A 25,174-nucleotide genomic window follows, 5' to 3' on the forward strand; every position below is an offset into this window, starting at 1 on the left:
GGCCTCCTCAGACGAAATGACAGCTGATGGCGCCCATCGGGCCGTAATCAACATGGAAAGAATCCCCCTTGCGCGCCGGCACAGGGCGGGTGAACGAGCCGCCGAGGATGATCTGCCCGGCTTCCAGCTGCACGTCGTAAGGCGCGAGTTTGTTCGCCAGCCAGGCCACGCCGTTAGCGGGATGGTTCAGCACCGCCGCCGCGACGCCGGACTCTTCGATCACCCCGTTGCGGTACAGCAGGGCGCTGATCCAACGCAGATCCAGCGCGTCCGGCTTGATCGGGCGCCCGCCCATGATCACGCCGGCGTTGGCGGCATTATCGGAAATGGTGTCGAACACTTTGCGCGGCCGGCCGGTTTCCGGATCGACGTTGTGGCAACGCGCGTCGATCAGCTCCAGCGCGGGAATCACATAATCGGTGGCGTTATACACGTCAAAAATGGTGCAGTTCGGCCCGCGCAGCGGCTTCGCCAGGATAAAGGCCAGCTCGACTTCAATACGCGGCACGATAAAGCGATCGGTCGGGATTTCGCAGCCTTCGCCGAACAGCATGTCGTCCAGCAATGCGCCGTAATCCGGCTCGGTAATTTGCGAGCTGATCTGCATCGCGCGCGACGTCAGGCCGATTTTATGACCGACCAGCTTACGCCCCTCATTGATCTTCATCTCCACCCACTTACGCTGCACGGCGTAGGCGTCTTCGATGGTGATCTCCGGATGATCGAGCGAAATGGCGCGGATCTGCTCCCGGTTCTTTTCCGCCTGATTGAGACGTTGCGCAATGCGGTGAATGACGTCGTTGTCTAACATTATTTTGCTCCCGGGGCTTCAAGACCGCCAAAACAGAGATATTTCACTTCCAGATAATCTTCGATGCCGTAACGGGAACCTTCGCGCCCCAGTCCGGACTGCTTGATACCGCCGAACGGCGCGACTTCGTTGGAAATCAGCCCCTCGTTGATGCCGACCATGCCGCTTTCCAGCGCCTCCGCCACCCGGTAAATACGGCCGATGTCGCGGGAGTAGAAATACGCCGCCAGCCCGGATTCGGTTTGGTTCGCCAGCCTGATCGCGCCGGTTTCATCGTGGAACTTAATCAGCGGCGCCACCGGCCCGAAGGTTTCCTCATGGGCGATGCGCATCGACTCATCCACGTCGCGCAGAATGGTAGGCTGGAAAAACAGGCCGCCCAGCGAATGGGAATCACCGCCGGTCACCAGGCTGGCGCCGTGCGACAGGGCATCGGCGATATGGGCTTTGGCTTTATCCACCGCGGCCTGATTGATCAGCGGCCCCTGCTGGGAAGCGGGATCGGTCGCCGGCCCTACCTTCAGCGCCTGCACGGCCTGCGACAGGCGTTTGGCGAATTCGTCATAGACGCCGGCCTGCACCAGGATACGGTTGGCGCATACGCAGGTCTGACCGCTGTTGCGGAACTTGGCCGCCAGCGCCCCCTGCACCGCGGCGTCCAGATCGGCGTCGTCGAACACGATGAACGGCGCGTTGCCGCCCAGCTCCAGCGACAGTTTTTTCACCGTCTCCGCGCTTTGCGCCATCAGCAGCTTGCCGATGCGGGTGGAGCCGGTGAAGGAGAGTTTGCGCACCACCGGGCTTTGCGTCAGCACGCCGCCGATCGCCGCGGCATCCAGGCCCGGTACGATGTTCAGCACGCCCGCCGGCACGCCGGCCTCTTCCGCCAGCACGGCCAGCGCCAGAGCGGAAAGCGGGGTTTCCGCTGCGGGCTTGAGTACCACGGTACAGCCCGCCGCCAGTGCCGGCCCGACCTTGCGGGTAATCATGGCGTTAGGGAAGTTCCACGGCGTGATCGCGGCTACCACGCCCACCGGTTGTTTGATGGTGCTGATGCGGCGGCCCGGCAGCGGGCACGGAATGGTTTCACCGTAAACGCGCTTGCCTTCTTCGGCAAACCACTCAATAAAGCTGGCGCCGTAAGCGATTTCTCCCATCGCTTCGGCCTGCGGTTTCCCCTGCTCCAGGCTGAGCAGCTCCGCCAGCGCCTGCTGGTTGTCCATCATCAGACGGAACCAGCGTTGCAGAATCTGGCTGCGCTGCTTGGCGGTTTGCGCGCGCCAGGCCGGCAGCGCCTGCTGCGCCGCGCTGATGGCGCGCTTGGTTTCTGCCGCGCCGGCGTCGCTCACTTTGGCGATCACCTCGCCGTTGGCGGGGTTAGTCACCTCGAACACGGCCCCGTCTTCGGCGGAAACCCACTGCCCGTTGATGTAGGCCTGCTGACGCAACAATGACGAACTCACATTACTCATTATTCTTTTCTCCGGATGACACCCGATGAATTTCGGAACTCAGACGCACGGCAGCCACTCTCTGGCTCAGCCAGCTCAACAACGCGCATACCGCCATAACCAGCGTCATGGCGAACGGCGTTTCATCCTGCAACCAGGACACCGCCAGACTGGCCAGGGCGCCCATGCCAAACTGCAGTGAAATCGCCAGGGCGCTGGCGCTGCCCGCCTGTTTTCCCCGCTGTTGCAACAGCAACGACAAACTGTTGGCGCCAATGGCGTTGACCAGCGAGATGAACAACACCACCAATATGACAATCACCGCCAGCCCGGCCTGGTGGAAGCCAAGCAGCAACGCGCCAAAAATCAGTTGGGCGCTGCTTTGAATCATCAGTAAACGGGGCAGGCTATAGACTTTCAGCATGCGCACGTTCAGCAGCAGGACCAGAATCATGCCCACTACGTTGCAGCCGAACAGCAGTCCGTAATACTGCGCCGGCACCTGAAAATAGGAGATATAAACAAACGGCGATCCGCTGATGAAGGCGAACATCCCGGCAAACGAAAACGCCAGCGTGCCGATGATGCCCATCGCCTGCCGATCGCGTGCCAGCAGGCAATAATTATGAAACGCCGCCAGCACCTTACCTTTCTCTTCGCCGCCATCGCCCTGCTGCGGCAGCGTCTCCGGCAATACCAGCAACACCAGAATTCCGCTGACGCAGCCGACAATCGTCAGCAGCCAGAAAATGGCCTGCCAGTTGAATATCGTCAGCAACGCACCGCCCAGTAAAGGCGCCAGCAAAGGGGCGACCATCGTGACCAGCGTCATCAGCGACAACACCCGCGGCAAGGCGTCCGCCGGGTAAACATCGCGGGCGATTGCCCGCGCCATCACTACCGCGGCGCCGCTGCCAAACGCCTGCAACGCACGCAGCACCACCAGATGCTGTACGTCGGTAACCTGGGTGCACAACACGCTGGCGCCGACGAACATCAACATGCCGCTCAACAGTAATTTGCGCCGCCCGAGGCGGTCGCTGAGCGGCCCGTATAACAGCATGCCGATACAAAAACCGGCGAAAAAAGCACCCAGTGAGTGTTGCATCTGCCCCTGCGTCGCCTGCAGTTGCTCGCCCATGGCGGGCAGCGCGGGCAGGTACATATCAATCGACAGCGGACCGAAAGCCACCAGCGACCCCAGCAACGGGATCAGCCAGCGCGGCGGACGATTGGTAAAGGGCGACGGCATGCAACACACTCCTGGCTAACAATTATTCCTTGCTGAACAGTGCATGAACGTTGTTTTGCTTGTAATTCAACACCGGATGCAGTTCTTCAATCTCAAACGACAGCGCCAGGTAGCGCTGCGCCATCAGGCCGGCGAAATGCTGTTTGATCAGGCCAAACAGCAACTCCCCCACCTGCTGCCGGCTTTCCAGGCTGCGCCCGGTGCCGATCTTGAGCGTCATATGGACGAAGGCGTAATCGTTCTTGCCGTCGGCCATTTGCCAGGTATCCAGCCAGATGGCGCGGCTGCGGATCCCCCCGATGGGGAAGATGCCGGTGCCGGCCAGCGTTTCATTTACTTTGGCGAACAATCCCGGAAGATCTGCTTCTGCACGGATATTCTCGGTACATTCAGCATAGAAATGCGGCATATCAACTCCTCAGATATCAGGCTGCAAGGCGGGCAGGAAGCGGGAACACCGCATTCACCTGGCCGGTGCCGGAGCTGGCGAACAGGTCGGTGATGAACTCCACCTCGCCGTCATATTTATCCCAGCCCAGCATGCCGAGCAGCATCACGGTGTCGTGCATGTTGCCTTCGCCGAAGCAGTACTGCGCGTATTCCGGCAGCATTTCGCAGAACTCTTTGAAACGCCCTTCTTTCCACAGCTTGACCACGCGCTCGTCCATCTGATGGTCGAACTCACGGGTGTAGCTGTGCATGCCCTGCTCGGCGCGCTGATCGTCGATAAAGCGGTGCGACAGGGAGCCGCTGGCCAGTACGGCCACGGTGCCGTTGTATTTCTCGATGGCGCGCAGGATGGCTTCGCCCATTTTGCGGCTGTCTTCAAAGGCGTGAACGGTACAAAACGCAGAGATGGAGATCACTTTGAAGTGGCGGTCTTCGTTCATGTAGCGCATCGGAACCAAAGTGCCGTATTCCAGGTCCAGGCTGGGGATATTGTGCGCCTGAGCACGAACGCCCGCGGTGCAGGCTTCTTCCGCGATCATATTGCCCAGTTCCGGGTTGCCGTCGTATTCATAGCGCATGTCACGGATGAAGTGCGGCAGCTCGTGGCTGGTATAGACGCCGGCAAAATGATCGGTGCAGTTGATGTGATAGGCGCTGTTGACCAGCCAGTGGGTATCGAACACGATAATGGTGTCGACGCCCAGCTCGCGGCAACGGCGGCCAATCTCTTTATGACCGTCGATAGCGGCCTGACGGCAACCGAAATGTTTCCCCGGCATTTCCGACAGGTACATAGACGGTACGTGTGTGATCTTGGCAGCTAATGCTAATTTACCCATACATCCTCACTTGAAAACTCGGTTGGTTTTCTTTGGTTAGTGGGGAGATGCCTTCTCCCGGATGACTAAAGCCCGCGCAAAACCGTAACGGTAGGGTTTTCCTCCGCCCGCGACAGGCGGCGGAGGAAGGGTAAGGAATGTCCGGTTTCGTCAACGGATATCGTGTCTGTCACACACCCCAGCGCGGAATCGGATGACTCCCCATGGAGATACAGACGTTCTTCATTTCGGCGAACACCTCGAAGCTGTATTCACCGCCTTCGCGCCCGGTACCGGAAGCTTTTACACCACCGAACGGCTGACGCAGGTCACGTACGTTTTGCGTATTAACGAACACCATGCCGGCTTCAATGCTGCGCGCCAGGCGATGCACCTTGCCGACGTCCTGCGTCCAGATATAGGAAGCCAGGCCGTATTCCACATCGTTCGCCAGGCGCAGGCCGTCCGCTTCGTCTTTGAACGGGATCAGGCAGGCCACCGGCCCGAAGATCTCTTCCTGTGCCACACGCATGCGGTTGTCTACGTCGGCCAGTACGGTCGGGCGCAGGAAGTTGCCGTTTTGCAGGTGAGCCGGCAGATCGCCCGGCTTGTCCGGGCCGCCGGCCAGCAGTTTGGCGCCCTCTTCAACGCCGAGGCGGATGTAGCCGGACACTTTCTCCCAGTGCTGGCGGCTGATCAGCGCGCCTACCTGCGTGTTCGGGTCCTGCGGATCGCCGACCCGCAGACGGTTGGCGCGTTCGGCAAAGCGCTTAACGAATTCAGGATAAATACTTTCCTGGATGAAGATGCGCGAACCGGCGGTGCAGCGTTCTCCGTTAATGGAGAAGATGGTGAACAGGGAGGCGTCGAGCGCGCGCTCAATGTCGGCGTCTTCAAAAATCAGCACCGGGGACTTGCCGCCCAGCTCCATGGAGTATTTCTTCAGGCCGGCATTTTTCATGATGTTGCGGCCGGTCGCGGTGCCGCCGGTGAAGGAAACGGCCCGCACGTCATGATGACGCACCAGCGCGTCGCCCGCCGTGGCGCCGTAGCCCTGCACCACGTTCAGCACGCCCGCCGGAATGCCGGCTTCCAGCGCCAGTTCGCCGAGGCGATCGGCGGTCAGCGGGGAAAGTTCGGACATCTTCAGCACTGCGGTATTGCCCAGCGCCAGGCACGGCGCCACTTTCCAGGTTGCCGTCATGAACGGAACGTTCCACGGCGAAACCAGCGCGCACACGCCCACCGGCTGTACCAGGGTGTAGTTCAGCATTTTGTCGTCGACCGGGTAGGTGCGGCCGTTCATCTGCTGGCAGATTTCAGAGAAGAACTCAAAGTTGTGCGACGCACGCGGGATCAGCACGTTTTTGGTCTGGTGGATCGGCAAACCGGTATCGCGGGTTTCCATCTCGGCGATTTCCGGCACGTTTTGGTCGATCAGATCGCCCAGACGGCGCATCAGGCGCGCACGCTCTTTCATCGGCAGATTGGCCCACTTGGGAAACGCCTCTTTCGCCGCTGCAACGGCCTGAGAGATCTCTTCTTCACCGCCGGAAGCCACTTCCGCCAGCACCTCGCCGGTTGCCGGGTCGGTCGTTTCGAAATAGTCTTTGCTGACGACGTTTTTACCGTTAATCCAATGATTTACCTTCTTCATCCCAGACTCTCCTCATATTCTGCTTGGCTGACGATGCGGTTGACCAGGCGGGCCACGCCCTCCACTTCCACCACCACTTCGTCGCCGGGTTTCACGTCTGACAGCCCCTTCGGCGTGCCCGTGGCGATCATGTCGCCGGGCTGCAACGTCATAAATTCGCTCAGGTAAGCAATCAGAAACGGAACGTTGAAAATCAGATCGGCGGTGGTGCCGCGCTGACGCAATTCACCGTTAACCCAGGTGCTGAGCGCCAGGTTGTGCGGATCGGCCACGTCATCCCGATCAACCATCCACGGCCCGATCGGCGTCAGCGTGTCACGGCTTTTCACTCTCAGGTTCGGACGGTAGTAGTTTTCAAGATAGTCGCGAATGGCGTAGTCGTTACAGACGGTGTACCCGGCTACGTAGTCCATCGCCTCTTCCGCCGGTACTTTGTGCGCGGTTTTGCCGATGACCACCACCAGTTCGGACTCGTAATGCATATACTCAATGTTGTCCGGGCGTACAGATACCTGGCGGTGACCGGTCAGGCTGTTTGGCGCCTTGATAAAGACCAGCGGTTCTTCCGGCGCTTTGAACTCCAGCTCTGCCGCGTGATCGGCATAGTTCAGCCCCAGAGCGAACAGGGTTCCCCCTTCCACCGGCGGCAACCACTGAACCTGATCGCCGCTGACCTTCATGCCGTCCGGCAGGATGATGTTTTCATTTTCATCAACGGTAACGTTCAGGGTTTTGCCCTGATAGTGAACGCGGGCGTGCTTCATGCCTGACCTCCTGCCAGTACGACGGTGTTTTCTAACGCGGGGAATCCGGCGGCGCGTACGGTCACGCGATCACCGGGTTTGATCGCGACCCGCTGCTGCGGGGTGCCGAGCAGAATGACGTCGCCGGGCTGCAAAGTGGCGAAATCGCTCAGCGCGCTCAGCAACTGCGCGGCGGAGCGCACCAGATCGGCCGTTGACCAGCGATCGACTTCTTTGCCGTTGATCTCGGTGATGATGTCCAGTGTGTCCGCCAGCGGCTGGTTCACCAGCTCGCCCAGCGGGCAGAAGCCGTCCCGGCACTTGGCTTTAATCGCCGGACGATAGAAACTGGATTCCGGCAGGCTGACTTCGTTAGCCAGAGAAAATCCGGCGATGAACGCCTGCGCCTGATCCGCAGCCACTTTGCGCGCCGTTTTTCCGACCACCAACGCCAACGTCGCGCCGCTCATCACTTCTTCACCGACGGGATGCGGAATGGCGTCTCCGCCGTGAATCACGGTGTTACGCGGTTTGATAAACCAAACCGGCGTCTTGGGTGGGGTTTGGTAAGGCGCCTGACGGAACTTATCATCCCAGGCGTCCAGCTGGCTCCGGTGATTGAGCGCAACGGCAAAGACGGTGCCTTTCATTCATAACTCCTTCGTCATAAAACTGCTGGCGATAGCGCGCCACAATTATTAATATGTTAATGATCATGTTTTATCCCTCACATAACATTTAAGCAACCTTGTCGACCAGATCTGTGATCAAAGCAACATATTTTTTACAAACAAGTAATAATTTTACTTAAATACAAAGAGATAGCTGAATTAATAAAAACTACGCATAATTTTTACTTTAACTTTTGATTAACCACGACGCGGGATCAGAAAAAATCATTTCGTTATTAATGATTTTTGGCGGAATTTAACAAAAAGGCGCTGGCTGGCTGGCTTCTGTACAATCGCAGCATATACTGAGAGCATATGTACCGCCGACGTACGGCGGTTATTTGATGAGCTTTGATAACTTATGCATGAATCACTGACAATTGCCCTGTTGCAGGCGCGGGAAACTGCGATGGGCTTTTTTCGCCCGATACTGAAGAGTCACAACCTGACTGAGCAACAGTGGCGTATCATCCGCGTTCTGGCCGACAGCCGCTCCGTTGATTTTCATGAGCTGGCCTGCAAAACCTGTATCCTGCGCCCCAGTCTGACGGGAATTCTGTCGCGCATGGAACGTGACGGGCTGATCTTCCGCCTGAAGCCGGTTAACGATCAGCGCAAGCTGTATGTTTCTCTCACCCAGCAGGGGCAGACACTCTACGAGCGGGCGCGCGTGCAGGTTGAAGAGGGTTACAGCGCTATTGAAGCAGCCTTTTCGCAAGAGAAAATGGCGCAGTTGACGGCATTGCTGGATGAGCTCATCGCACTGGGGGAAACCGCGGATGGGCTGGTGAAGGCGAAAACAGGGCAAAGCGCCTGAGAGATGTTAAAAACCAGGAGCCTGTAAATAAATCGGTGTAACCGCCCCTGTATTAAAGGTGATCGCTCAGACGGTCACCAAACCCGAGAATAAAACGACTCAGTGTCAGCCGCCAGTTACGGTCGGTATGTTCCGTTTTTCTGGGCGGCGTGTATCGCCAGATAAATAACCCTCCATAACCGGGGCACACGTTGCGTTTATTGATAGCGGCCCTGAGCACGCTATTGCGCGATTCGATGGCATTCAGTGATTTCTCCATTAATTTGTTGTTTAGCATAAGCCTTTTTTATTTCTGAAAATGAATGCATATCCATTTAGTATGAATCAGGCGAATTAACCCGCCCACAAATACATTATCAGCGTCAATACATATGTTATTTACCTGATTCTGATACTTTTACACCGGTTTGGCTTCTATCTGGTATACAATTCAAACCGGTAGTTTCAATTCTCCTGTGTAAAAAGGAATTTCTATGCTTATTCGCCCAGTCGAACCTTCTGATGCCGAACCATTACTCGCTATGCTACAGGAAAGTGGTCAGTTTGATGATGAAGGTTTATTACATGTACGGGACACACTCAAAAATTATTTCTCTGGTGAATCAGATGAGCTATGGTTTAGCGCTGAACAACAAGGCCTCGCGGGCATTGCATATTGCGCCCCGGAAGTAATGACCAGTGATGTCTGGAATTTATTGATGCTCTGGATCAGTCCTTCCTCTCAGCGTCAGGGCGTCGGCCAGGCCCTGATTAATCAGGTCGAAAAAGAATTAAGAAATAAACATGCCAGACTATTGTTAGTCGAGACATCAAGCCTTATCGATTTTAGCGCGGCTCGTGCTTTTTATAGCAAGCAAGGCTTCATCAATGAGGCCAGAATACGTAATTACTATGCTATCAATGAAGATAAAGTGATCTTCACAAAAGATATGCAAAAGTAATCACAGCCCTGTTTCTAATCAAATGTGACGGACATCCGTGAGCTTCAGCGCCTGTCAGGGAGAAAATGAAATCCTGAAGGAAGCCGTGGAGTCAGTCTCTGAAGATATCGCGTACGCAGTCAGCCGTTCAGGTTCACCGCCGTCCAGGGATGGCCGAAAACGGCGTTCCCCCGATGACGATGACCTGTTCACCGGCTTATGGCTGTCGTTGCGTCTGAGCGTTGCTACATGTCAAAGGATGAATACGAGGCAATCAGGGGTTACTGGCCCGAAAACCCGCAGAGATATCCTCACAGAATTCTCTGTTATCTGCTCAGGAAAAAAACCTGCTTATATTTAGTATATTAAATATGCATCGTCTCCCCGGAAAGTCATAAAATAAGATTTATCTTTTGTCCTTTTTCTTAATTTATCTGTTCCCCTGGAGTATATACATGAATTTGTTAAAGATGAGTGTTAATGTCCCCATGGCATTCAGCAAGTTAAGATCAAATAAATTAAGCAAGGAGATATCCATGGATTTGTTAACTATTGAGCAAGCAAGTGAAATTATTGGCGGCGCGGCGCAGACTTGTACCGTTGAAATCGTCGAAACTGAAGGGCTTAACTGCGATAGAGTAAAATCATGCACAGATAAGCACGGTAACGTTGCATCTGTTGTAACTGAAACATTCAAATGCAAAGAAGAAGATAAGCCAGCGTAATTCTCTGATAATTTGACATCCTCCTCTTTCTGAAAATCACTCCGCGAGTGAAGACAGGAGGAGGGTGTTAAGACAGCACCAGGGATATTATTGCGCAGAAGCAATTTTCGCACTAAACCCTGTTCGCAGTAAGGTCAGAACGTTACCTTGCCGTTCGTAATGCATTTTATAACTGCCCATAATCGCCTCACGGATCGCCAAATGTTCATACCGCATCTTAGCGCGGGTTCGACGGCTCCGGGCGGGCGGCACATTCCGGCCAGAACGGCCTGCTGAATCTCGTTTACGTGGCACTGGCTCATCAGTAAAGCTCACCTCACTCCAGCACAGGCAACCAAATCACCCGGCTAACATCAACCTCGCTTTGCGTGGCATAGATCACCGCATCATATTCTGTCTTGCGCGCTAAGAATTGGCTGATCGCTACCTTAATGTTTCGCAAAGTGCTTCGATACTAAGTATGTACTATGATTATTCCACTAATGACAGGAGTGATCTGGGGACATAAATGACTCACTACAAAGCCAAAATTATCATTACTGTCATCAGTGCTATTTCTGTGCTCATCTGTGGCATGATTCTGACTTGGTACCAGGTTATTAGCCTAGAGCAGCGAAGGAGTATGCAAACAGCATATAAGACATTAAATAGTGTAGAGACGCTGCTTGATGAGGCTAAAAACACGGCCGATCAGGCTTCTGTTCTGTTATCAGAACCATGTTCTATGCAAGTACGAACAAAATTAGAAAGGATCGTTATCAGTGCCAGACATATCAGGCTTATTGCTTTTTACAAAGGGAGAAAAATATATTGTTCATCATTCAGCGATATGGATGCAATAAATAAAAGCTACGCCGGCTTTATTAATAGTAGTTTAGCTATAGTGAAGAATAATACAGTTTCACCTGGTATTGATGCAATAGTTCTCCAGACACAATACCCGCAAGGCATCATAGTTACCAGCCTGAGTACTGCGTGGATATCTGAAATAATGCATTTTTTTAATGCTCAGCACCATATGGATTTACTGATTGATAATGACATTAAATCATCGGGTGCAAGTTTGTTGGAAACGGGATATGTGATTATTAAATCAAAAAAATACCCTATCGCCGTGTCCTTTTATTCCGCATTCAACATTTTCTCTTACAAATTTATCACTGATGGATGGGTTTCTTTATTACTGTCAGCAATACTTTCTATAATCGTAGGCGTTCTGCTATGGCGATACATTTTACACTCCCCAAGTCTTTATGAAAACCTGTCTAAAGCAATTGACAGAGGAGAAATCATTCCGTGGTATCAACCAATCGTTCATAGTAATTCATATGGTACTTATGGGGTTGAAGTGCTTGCCAGATGGATATCCCCATCTGGAGAAGTTATATCACCGGAAAATTTTATTCCCCTGGCAGAACAGAGTGGTCTCATTATTCCGCTTACAAAAAAATTAATGGCACAAGTGGGTAAGGAGCTGCCTGAAAAGCTTGAAGGCCAGCTACAGCCTTTTCATGTGGGTTTTAACTTCATAACCGCGCATCTTCAGGAGCCAGAATTTCTTGATGAGTGCCGGGCATTTATAAAAAAATTCCCTCCTGGCACAATTAGACTGACAGCAGAAATATTGGAAAGAGAACCCTTTGAAAGGGTATCTCAGCTTAAAGAAACCTTGCGGCAGTTACAAGAAAATCATATAGACATAGCGTTGGATGACTTTGGGACAGGACATTCTAATTTAAACTATCTAAGTGCGCTGCCAATTGACATAATTAAAATTGATAAACTTTTTATTAATGGGCTTAGTCCCGATAGTGGATCACAAAAGATAATTGACTATGTTATAGAAATGGCAAAAACACTTAATATAAAAGTGGTCGTAGAAGGTGTCGAGACACAATTTCAGGTTGAATACCTTAAGAAAAAAAGAGTCGACTATTTTCAGGGATACTATTTCTCTAAGCCAGTACCTATTAATAAACTAACTTTAAGGTAAAAGTACCGAAAACAGACGTGATGAAAAATAGGCCGATTACTCCAGTTCAATCTGGTACGGTTCAGTGGAGGGAGATCACTGTTACAAAAGAGACGTATAAACTTCATAGCGTACTTAATGTAAGAAAAAAATTAATGCGCCTGATGTTTAAAACGCAGGTCTCCTAATCTAACCAGGCCACCAAATTTTTTACACAGAGAATACTGACTGCTGTATATGCTTTTATTGCTGCACTTGAGTGAGCGGGCGATGTCAGCTATCGATTTTCCCTGATATAAATAGCGTAAAACATTTATTTCTCTTTCTGAAATTGTCTTACCTTTAGGGGAGGGAATTGTTTTAAACTGTATGATTTTACGTATTTCACGCGATATATTCTCCATCCCTTCCGTTATATCCAAAACACTAACAATACGCCACTCCTTATTGACCCAATATCTGGCCATTGGCAACATTTCATTATCAGAAAGCAAAACAATACGCATATTGTAATTAGATAAAAAATTAATCCATTCATCATGAATGAAGTAGAGAAGATTCTCTATAGAGAAATCAACAAAAATGATTCCATGATAATGGTCTACATTAACACCATGGCTAAGCATGTTACTAAGTGCCAGTTTGAAAAAATAATTGTCTTCTGGCCAGATAATTATATTTTTTGGGGCGTGTATTTTGCCGGTCATGCGTTAATATCCTTTACTCTGAACCCAGAATTACAGCGGATACAGTTGAACATTAAAAAATACTTAAGCCTCATGCGAGTTCAACCCTGATAATTACAATTAGATTCAGGATTCAATTTAAGAAAATAAATATCCATGGGTACTCTGGTTTCCCCACTTGCTTATTTTTATCATCCTGATGGTCAGACAATATAACTCAATGATAAAAAATCGCGGCCTTCATATCGTGTTCAGATACTCACGGTACAGATCCGGTTGTGATTAACTTATGGGTTATGTTACATGATCAGTAATTTAAGGGATGGTCATTTTTTTTAGAAGATTTATCATCTCAAGCAGCAGGATCAACACATCAACCATTTGATTTTATTAATTTTTAAGATCATCTTTAAGATCATGAGAAATGCATTATCTGCTTGTCAGAAGGTAAAAAGGTTGTGGTTAGCGCCTATTTTTACTAAATATCAATCTGTGGTTGGCTCCGTGATGAGTGCCGGAATTAGATTTATGGAAAGGGTTACTACACTTAAGCATAAAAGAGGACACTCTTTATGAAACACCGATTTTTTATTGATAATAGATACTTATTCTTACCAGAGAAAAATACCGTCAAGGATACGATAACCGGGAAGGAAACCACGCTTAACACTCCGGCAGCTCGTTGCCTGGAAACTTTGTTGCTGAATCGAAGATTGGTTACTCATGATGAGTTATACAAAAGTGGGTGGAGTGATGATGAAAAAGAGCCAGCACCTAATACTCTTTATCAAAATATTCTGTTGATCAGAAAAGCATTTAAAGAAGTCTCTGGTACTAATCAAGACTATATTATTACCGCACCAAGAAAAGGTTTTATTTTTAATAAAAATTCGCAGGTTAATGTAATCAAGGATCAAAGCAACAAGTCAAATACATTAGCTGATATTACAATGGCAACGCCTGTAGCTAGCGATACTTCTGAAGTAAAGAGCAGCAGAGTGTTCTCACGATTTGGCTTTTTAAAATGGAGATATTTTATCCCAAACCTGCTTTTTATTTTGTCATTTCTGTTGCTGATGCTTTTTATTATGAATATGACGTCTAAAAATAAACACGCCATCCTGTCTGATAATTTCACTTATTATAAAGAACTGGAAGGCTGTAAATACTACGTAAATAATAACATGACAAATAATTTTATTGAGAAAAAAACTGAAATATCAGCCATTCAGGCATTATGGGGAAAAGTCACTGAGAACAATATTTCATGCTCAGTATATCCTATTCGTTATGTCACTATATTCGAGCATGAAAATACCGTTCGTGCCTTGGCTTGTTCTCAGACAGGGGATAGCTCGGCAGAGCAGGTTTGTATTACGATATATAAGAGAGGCCATCTATGAATAACAAGCGCCTGATGATTTTCAGTATTGCTCTATTTATTATTACTTTTTGCTTATATGTATCCCAGTATTTTTATAAGGAATGGAAAGAGAGTGATTTTAGTTGTAGAGCGCCATTTAACATTTCTCCGAATGACCAATATTACATTGGCTCTATTCAGTTGGTTAGTGCTAATGGTAAAGGTGCTGCAACGATGTTGGGGGTATATAGAGATAAGCTTGGAAATAAAAAACTGGTTAGAATATACAATGAACTGGCAATAAAAAAGAATGGGAATTTATATTTTTTCCAGTTTTTAAAATCATCTATTGAGCCTCAGGAGGTGCTTGATGATCCCGATTTTACTCAAATGTTGATGCCTTACATTTTGAAGGGTGAGAAAAGACAAGCGATTTACCATATATATACACAACCAAGTGGTAACAAATTCATAGGTATTGGCAAAATCCCTATTGTGATCTGCCAACGCACTGATTAAGTTGCAGGTGCCATTGTGTATAACTGGGTTACCGTAAAACTGTATCGCAGACGACGATCTGTATAGAGAGAATTTGGCTTTGCCTCCAGGGATGGTTCTCCCCTAACCCAGTGTGAGGGAAGTTATCGATTAACAGTCCATACTTCGTTGCTAAGGCGGGCAATGTGCGCAGCCTTCGCTGCTTTTCTATGCTGCGCAGATAACCCTCTTTAGCTGCTATCTAACGTCTTTAACAAAAACGACTTCACCAAGATCCGGACGTATGTCTTTGCCTTACTCTGACGAAGATCTAAGTGCGCGGCAGGGTTTGGGCCGGTGACTTCCCTGAACACAGTATCGGGCCTGCGTCTGTGTATGAGAAGCCTAAATCCTGAGGACTTATCTTGTGACAGGTAATTTACCGAAATTCCATTTTTAGCATTAAGTGCTATTTTCCATTTCTGACAATGTCAATTTGATGGTAAAAATCTCAAATAAATGGTAATTGCTCCTAGATTTTAATTCTTTAAAATCCTATTTTTATGGGACTAATAATTGAAAATAAACCAAACCATCCAAAGGGAAGAATTATTCCTAAAATTAACTATCGGAATTTTCATCAGAATTATGCTGATTGAGGAATGAAAATTCTATTTACTTAAACGGGTATGAATCCTAAAATCCTGAGAGGAAACTGGAAGAATGCTTTCTTACTCATAATTGATTTGGCTGAAATGTATATCCTCTTCTGAATATATAACTCGCTTTATTTAACTTTTTACATATGTCCCCAAGGGTTTAAAGACTATGGAAAGTCATTTTGTTATATGGCCAAACCGAAATCTTTTTTTAAAATCAGGATTAACTGACCTCTTGAAAAGCAAATTCTGCAATCATAAATTTGATGAGCAAATTTTTGTTGATTTTTCAATATATAATATAAAGCTATTCACAAATAACGAATGGATAATTTTCCTTGAAAAAACCGCAATGCATATCATTTTAATATATGACAGATACATGGAAGCACTGGCTAATTATTGGATGAGTGTTTCTGGAAAAATTACGAAAAAAGTTTCAATTAGGGATAGCTACCGATTTTTGAGCCTTAATTATGCCCGGGAATTTAATCACCCGGGCAGGAAAAAGTTAACAGAGGTAGAATTGCAGGTACTCGATCTCTACCTGGCTGGTAACTCCGTGAAAGAGATATCCCATCGACTATATACCAATAAGAAACGAGTCTACGGTTTACTGTACTCATTAGAAAAAAAATTATGTATTCGTATGAAGGCCATTCTTGTATGGTAAGACAGGATCAGGTATATGGCTCTGTTTTTAAGGGAGACTTCTCAATATCACAAGATGTTTTATACTAATATGCGCCAAAATTTACATTTCTGAAACCATCGCGAACCTTCGTTTAGATCATACAATACACTATCCTGTATCCCAGATGTGAATTACTGCTGGTTATTTTGTATAAAAATTATTCTCAGTCACATTTTCATACACCTCTTTATAGGTATTAATCTCTCGATGCAGGTACGCTAAAACAGCATGTTTTCATTCCCTGATATAAGAATTTTCCTTGAAATAAAAAATCCAATGGAATTATCCCATCCAATGTATCGGATTTTTACCTTTCATTGGTTAATCATTTTATATGTTTGCATTTGATTGACTCATCACCCCAGAATTTAACATAGAGACGGAATAAACCACTCTATTTCTTTTGTTTTTAAGTTGTTATCAGTATATTTGTAATTAGATAAATTTAAAAGATTGAAAATGTAATACCACCAGATATTATCTTTCCTAGACGTAAAGCGAATCTATATGTTTTATATATACTATGTTGTAATTAAAAATGAAACTGAATAAATTTGCTGGGGATTACCCGTTCTGCAACGGGGTGGGCAGGAAAATGGCTATACCGCAATGGGGTTGCCCCTCAACGGTGGCATAACCGCTACCCGAAAAGGCGCTGCGATGCACGGCGGCGCTGGCCGGGGTGATACACGCATAATGGTGGAGCTCTGCCTAGAACGAGTGGAATTATTGGTGTTCGTTATCTATGGAGCGTGGCTTTATTTCTATTTCCTGTTTAAGTGTTTTTATATCTTTAGCCACTCTTCAGAGTAGTATTTTTTAGCTGCCCATTGGTTCACTCTTCTTTGCCCCGGCATTCTCCATATAACTCCATGATGAGCCGTTATTGTTTTTTGAAAAACAGAAACATTAATAGTTTTTATAGCCTTAGTGCCTCAATGTTCATCACAATCAAAGATCATCATGGCATCATGAATAATCCTATTTTTTGCATAGAAATAAAAATCGTGCTACAGGCTGTTAACTAAACTAAGCAATTTGTGTATATTAATAGAATAATGCCTAAGGATTCTTTACTACTCTGAGTAGGGGAGATAAAAGCATTTTGTTTGTCAGGAAAATTATCTTGTGTTGTTCAAACATACAGTGACTTTCATTTCCAACATTCATGTAAATTTGAAATGTTTTATTTAGTGCTCAGGGGGATATATGTTGCGCTATGATAAGTCTTTACACCCGAATGTATATATAGCAACAGAAAATAATTTTTTGTTCCAGGGAATGCTCTCATTGCTTCAGGAGTTGTTCATTGAGGTGAGTGCTAATAAGGTTCATTCAATATCTGAAATAAAAGAAGGTATCAATAACATTGATTTAATTATTTATGAAAGCATGCCCGGCGAAAGGGTCTTTGATTGGTTCGATTGCTCAAAATTCAAACTGGATGAAGGGTTTAAAGCTAAGGTTTTAAAAATTAAAACGCTACTCATTTATCCCCGCAGGGAGGATTATGACAGGAATTTTCATTGCCCCGTTATTGATGCCGTAGTTTACCTGAATGATGCCCTGTCATCAATCCGGAGATCGTTATACTGGATGTACCTGGACGATAAAATAAGTGGCGCGAAACACGCGAAAATTAAAGATTGCGGAACTTGCCCTGGCAAATATCTTTTGACCTCGCGGGACGAACAGATTCTGAATTATCTGCAGGCTGGTTTAAGCACGAAAGAAATCGCTGTTCTGACGGGTTGTGAGACTAAATCAATCAGTAATTTTCGCCGGGGCATTATGAAACGATTTCATATCCAGCATAGCTCTGATTTTGTCCAATGGCTCAAGCTTATATATAAATCGCAGAGCGGAACTGCGTATCCGCATGAAATTAAATGTGCGGAATATTCTAATGATACAATGGAAGATATTCCGGCATTTACCCAGGCCGTCGATAAATACGAGCAAAAACGTATTATTGAGATCATGCAATCTCTGACGCTAAAACACACAACAACGGATGCCACAGCAAATGATGTTTGGTTAACAACACGTGAAATTGCGAATGCAATGGACATCAGTATTTACAGTATGAGGTACATGCTTAATCAACTGGCCAATACGGGGAAAGTTCAACGTATCCGTTCCGGGAGAGGTCGTAACAACACATTGTGCTGGCAACTGAACTTACTTTAACCAATCAGAAGGTGCGCAATGAGCAGAAAAAAAGAACCAGATATATACTGCATCCTGGAATCACTCATTGGTTAAGAGTACAACCGTTCTCTCATTGCAGTTATAAAAACTCAGTAGAAGAACCCAATCTTATATATAATTACAATCCGTTATCTATCAGCCATGTTCATCTTTAAATTTTGCAAACATTTCTACTTCGGAAGTGACGCCAAATTTTTGCATTATTTTCCGCTTATGTGAGCTGATTGTTTTTACGCTTCGGCTCAGCTGGTGTGCAATTTGAGTAACGCTGTATCCACTTCGCAACATCACGTATACTTTGCTTTCTGACTTGGTCAGCAATTGTCGGCTGTTCTCCTGAGGCCGTAAAAACAGTTCATTAAATGAAGTACTAAAAACCCTCTCCCCCTTCAATGTCTTCCCCAGGATGTTTGATAACTCGAAGAACGTTGTTTTTGTCGTCGCGACAGATGCTTGCGTATTCTGAACAAGAGTGGCGATAGCATTCTGTTTCTTGCTGTTGGTGAAAACCAATAATGGTTTATTTTTCCTTGTAAACTGCAGCCCAATCAGCCAATGAGCGCCAGCATTTTCTTTCGTTCCGTTGTCACAAAGGTCGCTTACCACAAGATCTGCTGTTATAGTTTCGGGGCATTCACTAAGCGCAGCCAGAGAGTCAAGACTTATGATGTTCGCATTTGGGAAAATTTCCATTAAACAATACTGTAGTCCATACCGAATCTGTATATTTGATTGCATCATAACAATTTGTATATCGGACTTATAGCATTTGGGTTTTTCTGTTCTCATTGGCATTCTGTATTCCCTATATTACGCTGTCTTAGCCCGCATCAGTCGCCCTCCCAAAGTTTGTAACTCACTAGAATATTTCATATTGAGTTTATAAACTAAGGTCTGCTTTTGTGCGCTAATTGTTCTGACATTCCGCCCCGTCATCTGTGCAATTTTAGTGACGCTTTTTCCTTCCAATAAAGCCTGGGCGACGTAACGTTCCTGGCGACTCAAGCGTATTGGTGCATCCTCTGCATCTCCGGCTTGTATCAGGTTGAACATTTCAACCCATCCGGGACTGCCGGCATCAGGCGTCAATACGACACTTACACCGAATCCTTGCAGCAGTCTGGCTAAGTAGGGAATATTTCGCTGCAGACAGACAACTACTTTCATTTGAGGATAGTTAGATGAGACTGAAGCCAATTTTTGTAAAAGGGTAAACAGGCCGGGTTCGGAGTCAGCCGATGTCAACAGGAGTATATCCACAGCGTGCATGGATAACACATTTTCCAGATCGTTAGGGTGATGCAAACGCATCGTCACTGTCTCCGGAACAGCGGTATCACGCAACATTTCTTGAATACCAAACCAGAGAATATCTGTGGACTCATACACGAGTATACGTAGTGCAGAGGGCGAGCCGAAAGCCAGGGAAGACATGTTAGCAGTTTGATTTATAGACATAATTTTCATCTCCTTATGATGTATCTCATATCCGATACGATATACAGGCTCCTTTCTGTAAATGACTGTTTTATGGTCGCATTGTCTGACCTATGCAAGCAATTACTTCATATCTCTACTCTATTATAGTTAATAATAAAAATCCCATGCTTACGGCGCCAAATAATAAAAATCAGGAATGGCATAAGGATAATTCTTACTCTTAACCCGGAGTCAATACGCTTAACTTTTCCCATCGGAAAATTTCAATGAAAACCAGATTCGATAACGGATAAAACTACTGCTTTTACTAACCCTGGGTTATCCCCCCCATTTACATACGCATGTGAACGTCTGTGTTTTTTAGGAATACTAAAAATGAATATTCTTAATTTTGGTAAATATCTTATGATGGCTTATTTTTAAGATTAATCATGAAACGTATTCTTAAGTGTCCCGTTATGTCGCTATGCCAATATCTTTAAGATTTTTAGGCCATTGCCGGGTTTTATTTTTAATGGCTGGATTTTAAATGTATTTCCTGAGCCACCGGTGCTCTGAAAAAAAGTAACTGTATGCAAGTTAATGTCGCCCTGACAACCTGATAAGGTTCTTTGTTCTAAATCTTGGCCATTTTAAGAACTTCTTACTCGTAATTGCTGGTTGTTGAGCGAATTGTATTTTTCTCGTGAGGTTTAATGGTTACTATGTATTTGCTCTCGGGAATTACACTAAATTGCTCCTTTCTTTTTTATGAAAATATAAATGATGATGTATACCGTGAGTTGTGGTTCGAGATAGTTATCCAGTAACTTTTTAATATAATGGAATGTATTATGAAAATTAGCAAAATCGCATCTGTTTTTCTCATTATGGGAGTTGCCTCTTTCGCTGCTCAGGCCGATCAGGGGAGCGGTAAGATCACTTTCTGGGGATCAATTATTGATGCACCCTGCTCAATTAAAAATGGCCATGGAGATCAGCGTATAGAACTGGGACAGATTTCCAATACTCTGCTGGATAACGGTGGAGTTTCAACACCTCGCCCGTTCGAAATTCAGCTGGAAAATTGTTCCTTTGAACTCGACTCCAACGGTAACCCGCTCTACAACACCGTGAAGGTGACCTTCTCTGGTGGTCATGTCCCGGGTGACGATAGCATGCTTGCTATCACTGGTCAGGCAGCGGGTGCGGGTGTTCGTATTCAGGATTTCGCTGGTCAAATGGTGAAAATGCTTAAGCCGACCAGTGGTCGTGGCCTGGGGATTGGTGACAATACCCTGAACTTCTCTGCTTACTTAGAAAAAATCGCCTCTGTGACTAATGTGACTCCCGGTGGCTTTGAAGCAGTGACCAACTTTACTCTGGCTTATGAATAAGCATAGCCCTGTTCTCATGTAGCTTTATTCGGGCTGCGGTTGCAGCCCGATATTCAGGAGCACAGTCATGGCGAAAATTTCGCGTCTCCTCACGTTCTTTTTTTTGCTGGAACTCCCCTTTATGTCTGTAGCATCTACTCAGGGATTGGGGACTGTCACGATGAGCGGTCAGATTCAGGAAGCCGCATGCTCTATTCATACTGAGGATGTATGGCAGGAAATTCCGTTTGGCGTGGTCTCATATAACGATTTGAATCAGGAGGGGGAAGCAGTAACAAAACCTTTTGCAGTGCGCCTGGTTAATTGTTCTCTGGAGCGCAGTAACGGCGATTTATGGCAGAGCGTGAATATTACATTTGGTGGTGAAACAACGGTATTCCATCCTGATATTTTCAGGGTGTACGGGGAGGCACAGGGCTTAGGGTTACGTATTCACAACCAAGCTGGTGATATAGCCCGGGCAGGAGAGCCGATGCCGAAGGTTTATTTACAGGATGATAATAATGAACTGCGTTATCTATTATCGTTAGTACGCAGTGGGAAATCGTTGTCGGAAGGGGAATGGTACGGAATTATTCGTTTTATGGTGACTTATCAGTAACCAAAATGCTAACGATATCAGTGAATAAATAAGTTTGCATAAACGCATTCCATCTCCCCCCGGAATCGATAGTTTTCAACCGGTAAATTCCGGCTGGCAATAAATGGATTTAAAAAATGGAAAAGAATAGACCGCCAGTTTTTTACCTGCGCCGCCTGGGTGTTTATATATTTTTTGCTATATTTGGTTCCCCATCATCGCTCATGGCGGTAGAGTTTAATTTAGATATTCTGGATGCTGAAGATCGCGAGAATATCGACTTATCACGTTTTTCCCAGGCTGGCTACTTTATGCCTGGAACATATACTTTAAATATGCGGCTGAACGAACACGGTATTTCTGACCAGGACGTGTCTTTCGTTGAAAGAATACGTGATGGTAAAGCTACCGTGGAGGCCTGTTTGACGCCGGAACAGGTCGATCTTCTTGGGCTGCGTGAAGATGCGATAAAGAAGATCACGTGGCTTGATAATGGTCGCTGTGCAGATTTTTCCGCCCTTGATGGCATCGTCATGAGGGGCGATTTATCTGAGTCTTCTCTCCATATGGCGGTGCCGCAAGCCTGGCTGGAATACCAGGATGCTTCCTGGCTACCAATTTCTCGCTGGGAAGAGGGTGTTCCCGGGATATTACTCGACTATAACCTGAATACCAACGTTTCCTGGACTCGTCAGGGCAGCCAAAACCAAAGCGCAAGCGTCAGTGGTTCCACCGGTTTTAACCTGGGGGCTTGGCGTATGCGCGCTGACTATCAGGGAAGTTATTACAACACGACCGGACGTGCTAACAGCAGTGTGAATAACTTTGACTGGAGCCGCGTGTATGCCTATCGCTCACTGCCAGCCATCATGTCGAAGCTGAGCGTGGGTGAAGCTTATATTACTTCAGACCTTTTTGATTCCTGGCGCTATACCGGGATTTCATTGGTGAGTGATGAAAGTCAGTTGCCGCCGAAGCTGCGCGGGTATGCGCCCGAGGTATCAGGTATCGCACGTACCAATGCCAAAGTGACGGTCAGCCAGCAGGGACGGGTAATTTATGAAAGTACCGTTGCGGCAGGGCCGTTTCGCATTCAGGAACTGAGCAGTGCGTTGAGTGGGCGCCTGGATGTGCGGGTTGAAGAACAAGACGGCTCGGAGCAAACCTTCTCAGTAGACACTGCGCAGGTTCCCTACCTGACGCGCCCGGGGCAGTTACGTTACAAGCTGGCCACGGGCCGGCCACGGGACTACAACCACCATACCCAGGGCCCCTATTTTATGACGGGAGAGCTCTCCTGGGGCTTGTCTAATGCCTGGTCGTTGTATGGCGGTACGATCCTTTCGCAGGACTACAACAGCGTAGCGCTGGGCGCCGGCCGTGATATGAATGCGTTCGGCACATTGTCTGCGGATGTCACCCACGCGAGTGCGCGTTTCCCGGGGGAGAAGAACCGTCATGGACGCTCATGGCGTCTCAGCTACTCTAAGCGCTTTGATGAAATCAGCAGCGAGCTGACCTTCGCTGGCTACCGCTTCTCAGAGCAGGACTATGTCACGATGGGCGAATACCTGGATATGCGTTATCGCGACGGCTATGTGGGCAACAGTAAAGAACTGTACACCGTACAGGCAACCAAAAATTTTGAAGATCTCAGGCTATCAGCCAACGTCAACTGGTCCCACCAAACATACTGGAACCGCCCTGCGAATGATCGATACAGCGTTTCACTGAACAAATATTTTGATCTCGGTGACTGGCGTCATCTGGCCGTTTCCCTGAATGCGGCACGCAGCGAGTTCAATGGGCGAAAAGATGACACTGCCTACATCTCGCTGAGTATGCCATTGGGATCGGGTACCGCAGGCTACAACAGCAGCATAAGTAACAGCCGCTATATGCAGAATGCCAGCTGGAGCCAGCGTCTGGGCAACAATGATTATTACCGCATCAATGCCGGCAACAGTTTTGGCGGAGGCCTGGGAACCCGCAGCCAGGCGAGTGGTTACTACTCGCACTATGGCAATAATGCCGATATCACGACCAACTTTAACTGGGCACAGAGTCAGTACACCTCTTTTGGGATATCCGTCAGTGGCGGAATGACCGCGACCCCCGGTGGCGCTGCGCTCCATTCCGGAGGGGTACAGGGCGGCACGCGACTGATGGTCAGCACCGATGGCGTGAGCGGGGTTCCGGTGGGTTATCAGGGCTATACCAACGCTTTTGGTATAGCGGTAATTCCTGGTGTGCCTAATTACTTTCGCACCCGCGCGGAGATCGACGTTAACCGCCTGCCTGATGATGTGGAGTCGGCTGGTTCGCCGATTGCTGAATTGGCTCTCACCGAAGGGGCAATCGGATTCCGGCGTTTCGACGTGCTGAAGGGCGCTAAAGTTGTGGCGGTTTTTAGTCAGCAAGATGGCCGGCATCCGCCATTTGGCGCCACGGTACTCAATGCCAAAGCGCGTGAACTGGGGATGATCAGCGACAGCGGGCTGGCCTGGTTGACCGGGGTAAACCCGAATGAACGTTTAACAGTGCACTGGGGAGGATCTGCTCAGTGTGAAGTCGTAATGCCTCAGGTACTTCCTGCACAGCAGCAGTTGTTGCTGCCTTGCACACCGGTAACTGGCGGTTGAGAAGGTAAGTGGTGATGTTATGAAAGGACAAAATACAGCACTTGCAGTATTGCTGGGGAGCTTGTCAGCAGGTCTGGCAAGCGAAGCGGGAGCGGCGATTGCGCTGGACAGGACGAGGGCTATTTTCCCTGGTTCGGAAAAGAGTATTTCCATGACCATTACAAATGACAGTGACTCTATGCCATACCTGGCTCAGGGATGGATAGAGGATGCACAAGGTAAAAAAATCAACGGGCCTCTGGTCGTCGTCCCTCCGCTGCAACGCCTTGAAGCAAAGGGTAAGAGCATGATGCGCATTAACGCGCTGCCTGATGTGGCATCGCTGCCACAGGATCGGGAGAGCCTCTTCTATTTTAATGTGCGTGAGGTACCACCAAAAAGCGAACGTCCCAATGTTATGCAGTTAGCTTTACACACCAAGATCAAGTTGTTCTACCGGCCAAAGGCGATCCTGCCACAGAAATACAGTCGCTGGGATAACCAGTTGGTGCTGCATAAGGTGAGCGGCGGTTATCGGGTGGAAAATCCGACGCCTTATTACATGACAGTGATTGGCATTACAGCTGCACCGAAAACGGCGGTTCCACAGGGATTCGAGACCGTGATGGTGGCGCCTAAATCCAGTGCGGTGGTGAACAGTGCTCAGTTCGCTACGCCGCACGTTACCACTATCAACGACTTCGGCGGCAAACCGACGCTTCCGTTCAACTGCCGCGGTGATATTTGTCGGGCGGGTGAATCACCGGCAACGTGACCGCC

At 47.9% G+C, this 25,174-nt stretch carries 23 protein-coding genes; 12 read left to right on the forward strand and 11 right to left on the reverse strand.

Annotation, left to right across the window (positions count from 1 at the left end):
- Nucleotides 1-7 precede the first annotated feature (7 nt).
- The 8 genes from hpaH to C8D90_RS12490 form a co-directional block, all read right to left on the reverse strand.
- Entirely contained in the window at nt 8-811 is an 804-nt protein-coding gene (gene hpaH / locus C8D90_RS12455; protein ID WP_115458770.1) for a 2-oxo-hept-4-ene-1,7-dioate hydratase, read from the reverse strand.
- Nucleotides 811-2,283: an NAD-dependent succinate-semialdehyde dehydrogenase gene (locus C8D90_RS12460; protein WP_196238508.1), complete on the reverse strand. Its 1,473-nt coding sequence runs from the start codon at nt 2,281-2,283 to the stop codon at nt 811-813. Before C8D90_RS12460 ends, hpaH begins: the two co-directional genes overlap by 1 nt.
- Nucleotides 2,276-3,514 carry a Bcr/CflA family multidrug efflux MFS transporter gene (locus C8D90_RS12465; protein WP_115458772.1) on the reverse strand — a complete coding sequence of 413 codons (1,239 nt, stop codon included), beginning with the start codon at nt 3,512-3,514 and terminating at the stop codon, nt 2,276-2,278. Before C8D90_RS12465 ends, C8D90_RS12460 begins: the two co-directional genes overlap by 8 nt.
- 22 nt (nt 3,515-3,536) lie before the next feature.
- Complete coding sequence (locus C8D90_RS12470; protein WP_115458773.1) at nt 3,537-3,923, reverse strand: 5-carboxymethyl-2-hydroxymuconate Delta-isomerase; 387 nt, start codon at nt 3,921-3,923, stop codon at nt 3,537-3,539.
- A gap of 16 nt (nt 3,924-3,939) precedes the next feature.
- The gene (gene hpaD, locus C8D90_RS12475) at nt 3,940-4,803 is read right to left on the reverse strand and encodes a 3,4-dihydroxyphenylacetate 2,3-dioxygenase (protein ID WP_115458774.1); all 864 of its coding nucleotides are present in this window, start codon (nt 4,801-4,803) and stop codon (nt 3,940-3,942) included.
- 169 nt (nt 4,804-4,972) lie between these two features.
- Nucleotides 4,973-6,439, reverse strand: a complete 1,467-nt coding sequence (gene hpaE, locus C8D90_RS12480) for a 5-carboxymethyl-2-hydroxymuconate semialdehyde dehydrogenase (RefSeq protein WP_115458775.1) — start codon at nt 6,437-6,439, stop codon at nt 4,973-4,975.
- Nucleotides 6,436-7,203 carry a fumarylacetoacetate hydrolase family protein gene (locus tag C8D90_RS12485; protein ID WP_115458776.1) on the reverse strand — a complete coding sequence of 256 codons (768 nt, stop codon included), beginning with the start codon at nt 7,201-7,203 and terminating at the stop codon, nt 6,436-6,438. Before C8D90_RS12485 ends, hpaE begins: the two co-directional genes overlap by 4 nt.
- Nucleotides 7,200-7,832 (reverse strand): fumarylacetoacetate hydrolase family protein, encoded by a 633-nt coding sequence (locus tag C8D90_RS12490; RefSeq protein WP_115458777.1) that lies wholly within the window; start codon nt 7,830-7,832, stop codon nt 7,200-7,202. The genes C8D90_RS12485 and C8D90_RS12490 overlap by 4 nt, the downstream gene beginning before the upstream one ends.
- 382 nt (nt 7,833-8,214) lie before the next feature.
- Here C8D90_RS12490 and hpaR point away from each other — a divergent pair, with 382 nt between their 5' ends.
- The 4 genes from hpaR to C8D90_RS12510 all read left to right on the forward strand — a co-directional run bounded on the left by hpaR (nt 8,215) and on the right by C8D90_RS12510 (nt 12,308).
- Nucleotides 8,215-8,670 carry a homoprotocatechuate degradation operon regulator HpaR gene (gene hpaR / locus C8D90_RS12495; protein ID WP_115458778.1) on the forward strand — a complete coding sequence of 152 codons (456 nt, stop codon included), beginning with the start codon at nt 8,215-8,217 and terminating at the stop codon, nt 8,668-8,670.
- A 473-nt stretch (nt 8,671-9,143) separates the two neighbouring features.
- Nucleotides 9,144-9,611 (forward strand): GNAT family N-acetyltransferase, encoded by a 468-nt coding sequence (locus tag C8D90_RS12500; protein ID WP_115458779.1) that lies wholly within the window; start codon nt 9,144-9,146, stop codon nt 9,609-9,611.
- A 515-nt stretch (nt 9,612-10,126) separates the two neighbouring features.
- On the forward strand, nt 10,127-10,315 hold the full coding sequence (locus tag C8D90_RS12505) for a DUF4762 family protein (RefSeq protein WP_147291358.1): 189 nt from the start codon (nt 10,127-10,129) through the stop codon (nt 10,313-10,315).
- Nucleotides 10,316-10,823: 508 nt separating this feature from the next.
- Nucleotides 10,824-12,308, forward strand: coding sequence for an EAL domain-containing protein (locus C8D90_RS12510; RefSeq protein WP_115458781.1), 1,485 nt, complete (start codon nt 10,824-10,826; stop codon nt 12,306-12,308).
- 131 nt (nt 12,309-12,439) lie between these two features.
- Here the strand turns inward: C8D90_RS12510 and C8D90_RS12515 are convergent, their stop codons facing one another.
- On the reverse strand, nt 12,440-12,994 hold the full coding sequence (locus C8D90_RS12515; RefSeq protein WP_115458782.1) for a LuxR C-terminal-related transcriptional regulator: 555 nt from the start codon (nt 12,992-12,994) through the stop codon (nt 12,440-12,442).
- Between the two features lie 551 nt (nt 12,995-13,545).
- Between C8D90_RS12515 and C8D90_RS12520 the strand changes: the two genes are divergently transcribed.
- The 4 genes from C8D90_RS12520 to C8D90_RS12540 all read left to right on the forward strand — a co-directional run bounded on the left by C8D90_RS12520 (nt 13,546) and on the right by C8D90_RS12540 (nt 18,356).
- Nucleotides 13,546-14,376, forward strand: coding sequence for a winged helix-turn-helix domain-containing protein (locus C8D90_RS12520; protein WP_115458783.1), 831 nt, complete (start codon nt 13,546-13,548; stop codon nt 14,374-14,376).
- The gene (locus C8D90_RS12525; protein WP_115458784.1) at nt 14,373-14,855 is read left to right on the forward strand and encodes a hypothetical protein; all 483 of its coding nucleotides are present in this window, start codon (nt 14,373-14,375) and stop codon (nt 14,853-14,855) included. The genes C8D90_RS12520 and C8D90_RS12525 overlap by 4 nt, the downstream gene beginning before the upstream one ends.
- 786 nt (nt 14,856-15,641) lie before the next feature.
- Nucleotides 15,642-16,145, forward strand: coding sequence for a helix-turn-helix transcriptional regulator (locus tag C8D90_RS12530; protein WP_115458785.1), 504 nt, complete (start codon nt 15,642-15,644; stop codon nt 16,143-16,145).
- Between the two features lie 1,230 nt (nt 16,146-17,375).
- Nucleotides 17,376-18,356 carry a FaeA/PapI family transcriptional regulator gene (locus C8D90_RS12540; RefSeq protein WP_115458787.1) on the forward strand — a complete coding sequence of 327 codons (981 nt, stop codon included), beginning with the start codon at nt 17,376-17,378 and terminating at the stop codon, nt 18,354-18,356.
- 156 nt (nt 18,357-18,512) lie between these two features.
- Here the strand turns inward: C8D90_RS12540 and C8D90_RS12545 are convergent, their stop codons facing one another.
- Nucleotides 18,513-19,172, reverse strand: coding sequence for a helix-turn-helix transcriptional regulator (locus tag C8D90_RS12545; protein ID WP_115458788.1), 660 nt, complete (start codon nt 19,170-19,172; stop codon nt 18,513-18,515).
- Between the two features lie 15 nt (nt 19,173-19,187).
- A complete protein-coding gene (locus C8D90_RS12550; protein WP_162844396.1) occupies nt 19,188-19,835 on the reverse strand; it encodes a helix-turn-helix domain-containing protein in 648 nt (215 codons plus the stop codon).
- Between the two features lie 815 nt (nt 19,836-20,650).
- Between C8D90_RS12550 and C8D90_RS12555 the strand changes: the two genes are divergently transcribed.
- The 4 genes from C8D90_RS12555 to C8D90_RS12570 all read left to right on the forward strand — a co-directional run bounded on the left by C8D90_RS12555 (nt 20,651) and on the right by C8D90_RS12570 (nt 25,169).
- Entirely contained in the window at nt 20,651-21,193 is a 543-nt protein-coding gene (locus tag C8D90_RS12555; protein ID WP_115458790.1) for a fimbrial protein, read from the forward strand.
- A 67-nt stretch (nt 21,194-21,260) separates the two neighbouring features.
- A complete protein-coding gene (locus C8D90_RS12560; protein ID WP_115458791.1) occupies nt 21,261-21,794 on the forward strand; it encodes a fimbrial protein in 534 nt (177 codons plus the stop codon).
- A gap of 116 nt (nt 21,795-21,910) precedes the next feature.
- Complete coding sequence (locus tag C8D90_RS12565; RefSeq protein WP_115458792.1) at nt 21,911-24,415, forward strand: fimbria/pilus outer membrane usher protein; 2,505 nt, start codon at nt 21,911-21,913, stop codon at nt 24,413-24,415.
- Between the two features lie 19 nt (nt 24,416-24,434).
- On the forward strand, nt 24,435-25,169 hold the full coding sequence (locus tag C8D90_RS12570; RefSeq protein WP_115458793.1) for a fimbrial biogenesis chaperone: 735 nt from the start codon (nt 24,435-24,437) through the stop codon (nt 25,167-25,169).
- The last annotated feature ends 5 nt before the right edge of the window (nt 25,170-25,174 follow it).

The sequence above is a fragment of the Enterobacillus tribolii genome (assembly GCF_003363015.1).
GTDB lineage: Bacteria > Pseudomonadota > Gammaproteobacteria > Enterobacterales > Enterobacteriaceae > Enterobacillus > Enterobacillus tribolii.